Genomic DNA, 5,311 nt, shown 5'->3' with positions numbered 1-5,311 from the left:
TAACCATAGCGGGAAACTGCATGGCGAAACGCATCACAGCATAAACTGGCGCGCATATGGGGGCGCATTGCATAACCGACTACCGCGCCATCAAAACAGTCTAAAATTGCAGCGAGATAGTGTATCACTCCACACCTCGAAGGGGTGATCCTTAAAGGCGTGGAGTTCGGACAGGTCAAGATAGACGATCTCCTCCTTGACCGGGCGGGTGGCGTCCCTGGGCTCAGTGGGCTGTTCTGGCAGCGGTGGTTTAGGTTCCACGATAGGGGTAGCCTTGCCGCCGCCCGAAGTGCGGGAATCCTTCTTTTTTGCAGGAGTCGAGAGCCCGGCACCCTTGCCTTGGGACTTCTTGTCCCGAGGGGAAGCCTTGCCGGGAGCGGATTTGATCTCTTTGGGCGGGCGGCCCCGGCGGGGCGTGGGTGCCTCCGGCTGCTTACCTTTGTCCGGGGCTGCGACCTTTTCCGGTGGCTTGCCCTTTGCTGTCCCGTCACGGACGGCGGTGAAATCCACCACCTTCCCGGCGGGGGTGGGATCTCCCATACCGGGGATCGTGACCTGTTGATCCGTTTTGCCCGACTGGGGCCTGTCCTCTTTGGACGGGGTGGGATTGTCTTTGCCCTTGAGATCGTCCTGTTTGGGCGGAGCAGGTTGCTCTGCCCCAGGAGTGGGAGCCTTTTCTGCCGCAGGGGGTACCGCTGCCTTGGGCGTTCCCTCTACCGCAGGAGCCTCCGGCTTGGACGGGGCAGGCTGTTCCGGCATAGCCGGGTCGGCATTGATATGCTCCGTGTTCTCAGCCTTGGCGGGATTGTCTGCCTTCCCAGCATCGGGAATGTTCTTTTTGTCGTCAGCCAATGAAAAACCTCCTTTGTCGTAAAATGGAAAAAGCCAGCCTCACGGCTGGCTGGTAGGGGCTATCGCCTCCCTTCAGACTTTTGTATATGAAAACGCCGCCCGTAGTCCTGTTGGGCGGTGTATATGTGCACAAGGCAAAAATGTTGATGACTTTTACCTATGAAGGTGGTAAAATAATATTTGTATGCAGGGATTATATTTGGGGTCGCTATTGAATTCATTATTATCACTTTGATCGATAATAAAATGAATAGACCCAGACTGATAAATATTTCTGGAAATAGTTATAATGTTTCTGGTAAACTTGCCTGTAACGAGCTTGTTTCACTAGAAAGTCTGTTTAAATTTTGTATGGCTTTAAAACAGAATATTTGGGATATTGTTGTGCTAAAAAACAAAAACAAAAATGAATTTAAAGGAGATTTCTTATGAATCATCAGATTATAAACATGCTAGAAGCCATTAAGACTGGAACTTATACTTCATATGTTAATTATTTAGATGAAGCAACCGTAGAACAAATTTCAAAGTGGTTTAGTTCTTTTGCATCAGAAGATATTCGCGGGATTAAAAATATTATCGACCTTATGTATGAATTATATGTAAGAGAAGATATTGATCTTCGGCCTTATGAAGATTATGCAAGATTGGTTTCTCACCTGGCAGAAAAGTACAAATTCGCTGAAAGTGAATTTTTAAATTTATATCAACAGTTTCGACAAATGGTTTTTGAGAATTAAATAATATGCTAGTAAATGATAATGGATGTCCATTTTGCAATGAATTTAATGGGAGGAAAGAGCTATCTTATTTTGAGGTAATGTATGGATCAAAATATGACATAGCTGAGAGATGTATTTTTCAAACAGATAATTTCTCATGTGTTCCATCCATTGGTTCATTTGTTGAAGGGTATGTTTTAGTTGTTCCGAAACAACACTTTTTGTCCGTTCTTACGATGCCAGAAAGTCACATTAAAGAATTACTATCAATAATTCGTATCCTGGCAAGTTTCTATAAGAGCTTTTATCATCAAAATTTTCTTATATATGAACATGGAACGGCGGATATTAAAAACGTGGGAGGAATGAGCGTTGTACACGCACATCTGCATTTTTTGCCATGCGCACAAAAAGTAATTTCTCTGTTTCACGAATATGAATTTTTGAGGTTTGACAGCTTGTTTGCTGCTCAAAAATATTACCTAGAGAATAGTAGCCACCCCTACTTATTACTGAAGGATATTGATAATAGTATTTATTTAGCTATAGCAGAAAACATACCATCACAATATTTTCGGAAAAAAATATGCGATTTTTGTAGCCTAAAAGGCACGGGAGATTGGAAAGAGTATCCTTATATTGACAATATCAAAAAAACGCTGGCTACAGCAAAAGAGTTTAAATTTAAAGAATTACAATTTGACTGTGAGGGATTATATGGAACCCCAGTTGTTAGATAAATTTGATAAAATTCTAAATTATTGTTTTCGCTTATTTAAAAGCAAAAATTTAGATTATGGGCCAACATGGTTTTTATACAGATTTCAATCGTTGAATGATGAAATTTGGAGAAAAGTGAAACGTATTCGCACATTGGAGGAACACGATGATTATGCGTGCATACCTGAAGGCAGGGATATTGAGTATGTTGGCATAATTAATTATTGTATTATGTTCTTGATAAAATTAGATACTTCTGCGGGAATACCAACAAACGATGATGTCACTGAGGATTTAGAAGTACTTGATAAAATAGATAACGATATTATTTATAATGCTTATCAAGCACATATGACAACGGTTAGAGAACTTCTAATTAAAAAGAATACCGATTACGGAGATGCATGGAAAAGCATGTCGCTTACTTCTATGACAGATCAAGTGATAATTCGTGTATATCGTATTAGAAAAATACTCTTAAACAATGGGAAATGCTCAGTTTCCGAAGGAATTATTGCACAATTACATGATATCATCAATTACTGTGTTTTTGCTTTGATTAAAATGGATACCAATTTGTTTACAAATGGATGAGATTATATGAATGAGCAGTATGCACAAGCATGTAGCGCATATATAGCTGAATATATAAAACAAGAAAAGACCAGCAAAGGTACATACTTTGGATGGTATCATTATATTGATTCTCCTCATTTTCATACTGTTGGCATTGTAGCTACTGCACAAGTTTTAATATTGATTAAGGATTGTGCATTAGATGTGACATTTAACTGTATACCTATGTTGCAATCATTACTTGATATGCAGAATTCTGATGGTGGCTGGAGTTATAGAAGCAATATTTTGAATTCTGCAACGGAACCAACAGCATTAGCAGTTCAAGCTCTTTTGGTATGGAGTGAATTGTTGGGCGAAAAGGCAGTAGTTGCTATTGAAAAAGGTGTTTCTTGGCTACTAAACAACACGAACTCAGTTTGCTTATGGGGGCCAATTAAAAAACGAGAAAAGTTTGGATATGTATATTTTTCTTGTGTTGCATTGCGTTGTTTGCATAGATTATTGAATTATTCTCAAATTACTATCAAGACATCTTTACGATCCAAAGTAAAGGCAACTTTAAATCAAGGATGTAATTCATTATTGAGCGCATTTAACAACAGCGATATGCAATGTGGTTGGGGTCCTACTGAAAATGGGCAAGTAACGCTTTTTCATACAGCTTATACTATTGTAACACTATTAGATATTGATTTAGAGTATGCAAAAAAACATCCCATTATAAAGTCACTAGCTTTCTTGTCAGATTACGTCGATAGATACTCTCTCGAGAATACTAATATAAGTCAATTTTATGATGGTATGAATGAAATCTATCAGAATAAGAAGAACAGGCTTGTATATACGCATTCAGTTGATGTATACATAGTATCTGCATTGTTGTGTGGTGACCGTGAAAAGAATAGATCTATTATTACGGAAAAATGCAAACTCTATATAAACTGTGCAGAGAGAACAGATTGGCGTTACCAAGGATTTATAACATGTTGGAGACTTTATGATATTGTTTCTCTATGTCATAGGTATATTAATCTTATGGGAGTGGAGGCAACAGGAAATATGCAACACTTTAAAATCGCGCTGACTTTTGCTGGTGAATCTCGTGATTTGGTTGAGCAAATAGCTTTTACTCTTGCTAATAAATTTGATAAAGAAGAAATATTATATGATGGATTTCATGAAGCCACTTTTGCCCGACCGCAATTAGATGTATATTTACAGAAGCTGTATCATGACTGTTCTGAATTAATTGTAGTCTTTTTGTGCGATCAGTATAGCCAAAAGCGTTGGTGTGGAATTGAGTGGAGAGCTATCCGAGACATACTTAATAATTTCAATTATGAAAAAATAATGTATATAAAAGTAAGTAAGGAAAATATAGATGATCTTACGTTGCCTGGATTCTATGGTTCACAAGATGGCTATATCGATGCAAATACTCATACTCCTCAGCAAATATCCGAACTAATTATTGAAAGGTACAACCAAATTTCGCATACTTCTGTTTCCGGAGCTTCTATTCAATAAACTATGGTATAAATCCATACGTATTGAGGTGCTCCTCCCAGCTCGGTTAAAGCAATTACGTACCCCAAATATTTTTTGTGAATTCAAAGATTGCACAATATTGAGCTATTTTTTAAGATAAAACATCTTGCTGACGGCTTGCAAACCATTGATATGACTGGATTTTTCCAAGTCCTATAATTACACTCCGACCATCTAATGGTAATCCGAATTACATTATCCAAGTGGGTAATGTAATTCGGATTTATCATTTTCGTTGGAAATATGTTTTGAGAAAAGCGATAGGGAATATTCCCTATCGCTTTCTATTTTAACCCATATGTGTTATTCTTAATTAAACTGATATGTTTATAACTTAGAGGGGGGAGTAACATGAGAAAGCACATTAAAAAGATCCTAATTGCTTTGCTGGCCTTAATCGTCCTTTGTGCTTGTGTGTGGCGTTTGCGGCCGCATTCTTTAGCGGATATCATCTCTGTAGATGAAAGTGCAATTATTAGTCTTACCTGTACTGCAAATATCAGTGGAGTTAGCGAGGATGGAACGCCATTTATTGATAACTATGAATTGCAAGCGCTAACAGGCGATAGCAAGGATTTTATGGCAGTCGTCGATCTATTAAATCAATCTGGATACCAGCAAAGCTTTCAAAATTTACTCCCTTGGGCAATCACATCTGTCAGTTCAAATGGCAGTTCTATGAATGCAAACATTTTCCTTGCATGGGGAAACACAGAAAAGGAAACGTGTTTTTTGACGGTTTACGACGATGGAAAAGTAGTTGTTAGTTTGGGTGCGTACGCCGCTCAAAAAGTGCAACTTGACCGCAGATGATGGTGCATAGCCACCGCTGGAATGGTGCACCCATTCCGCGGAAATGGTGCATGGCGGCCGGGGGCGTGGTGCACCGG

Annotated in this window: 7 protein-coding genes; 6 read left to right on the top strand and 1 reads right to left on the bottom strand. The window is 39.1% G+C overall.

Annotated elements, in window-relative coordinates; all coding sequences use genetic code 11:
* Positions 1 to 90 precede the first annotated feature (90 nt).
* Positions 91 to 852, bottom strand: coding sequence for a hypothetical protein (locus tag B5G06_RS13535; protein ID WP_087189578.1), 762 nt, complete (start codon positions 850 to 852; stop codon positions 91 to 93).
* A gap of 180 nt (positions 853 to 1,032) precedes the next feature.
* On the opposite strand from B5G06_RS13535, the gene B5G06_RS13530 reads away from it, so the two are divergent.
* From B5G06_RS13530 to B5G06_RS13505, 6 genes are all read left to right on the top strand, one after another.
* Positions 1,033 to 1,284 (top strand): hypothetical protein, encoded by a 252-nt coding sequence (locus B5G06_RS13530; RefSeq protein ID WP_242955511.1) that lies wholly within the window; start codon positions 1,033 to 1,035, stop codon positions 1,282 to 1,284.
* Positions 1,281 to 1,592: a hypothetical protein gene (locus B5G06_RS13525; protein ID WP_087189577.1), complete on the top strand. Its 312-nt coding sequence runs from the start codon at positions 1,281 to 1,283 to the stop codon at positions 1,590 to 1,592. The genes B5G06_RS13530 and B5G06_RS13525 overlap by 4 nt, the downstream gene beginning before the upstream one ends.
* A gap of 5 nt (positions 1,593 to 1,597) precedes the next feature.
* A complete protein-coding gene (locus B5G06_RS13520) occupies positions 1,598 to 2,314 on the top strand; it encodes an HIT family protein (RefSeq protein ID WP_087189576.1) in 717 nt (238 codons plus the stop codon).
* Positions 2,292 to 2,888 (top strand): DUF1599 domain-containing protein, encoded by a 597-nt coding sequence (locus B5G06_RS13515; protein WP_087189575.1) that lies wholly within the window; start codon positions 2,292 to 2,294, stop codon positions 2,886 to 2,888. The genes B5G06_RS13520 and B5G06_RS13515 overlap by 23 nt, the downstream gene beginning before the upstream one ends.
* Positions 2,889 to 2,894: 6 nt before the next feature.
* Positions 2,895 to 4,400 (top strand): hypothetical protein, encoded by a 1,506-nt coding sequence (locus tag B5G06_RS13950; RefSeq protein ID WP_143382759.1) that lies wholly within the window; start codon positions 2,895 to 2,897, stop codon positions 4,398 to 4,400.
* A gap of 372 nt (positions 4,401 to 4,772) precedes the next feature.
* Positions 4,773 to 5,234 carry a hypothetical protein gene (locus B5G06_RS13505; RefSeq protein ID WP_087189573.1) on the top strand — a complete coding sequence of 154 codons (462 nt, stop codon included), beginning with the start codon at positions 4,773 to 4,775 and terminating at the stop codon, positions 5,232 to 5,234.
* The last annotated feature ends 77 nt before the right edge of the window (positions 5,235 to 5,311 follow it).

It is taken from the genome of Flavonifractor sp. An52 (assembly GCF_002159385.1).
Lineage (GTDB): Bacteria > Bacillota > Clostridia > Oscillospirales > Oscillospiraceae > Flavonifractor > Flavonifractor avicola.
This window is presented reverse-complemented; position numbering and strand designations above follow the sequence as displayed.

Excerpts from the sequence above, each read along its gene's own strand:
- B5G06_RS13520 (WP_087189576.1), top strand. The coding sequence starts at position 1,598 with ATGCTAGTAAATGATAATGGATGTCCATTTTGCAATGAATTTAATGGG.
- B5G06_RS13505 (WP_087189573.1), top strand. The coding sequence starts at position 4,773 with ATGAGAAAGCACATTAAAAAGATCCTAATTGCTTTGCTGGCCTTAATC.
- B5G06_RS13525 (WP_087189577.1), top strand. The coding sequence starts at position 1,281 with ATGAATCATCAGATTATAAACATGCTAGAAGCCATTAAGACTGGAACT.
- B5G06_RS13950 (WP_143382759.1), top strand. The coding sequence starts at position 2,895 with ATGAATGAGCAGTATGCACAAGCATGTAGCGCATATATAGCTGAATAT.
- B5G06_RS13515 (WP_087189575.1), top strand. The coding sequence starts at position 2,292 with ATGGAACCCCAGTTGTTAGATAAATTTGATAAAATTCTAAATTATTGT.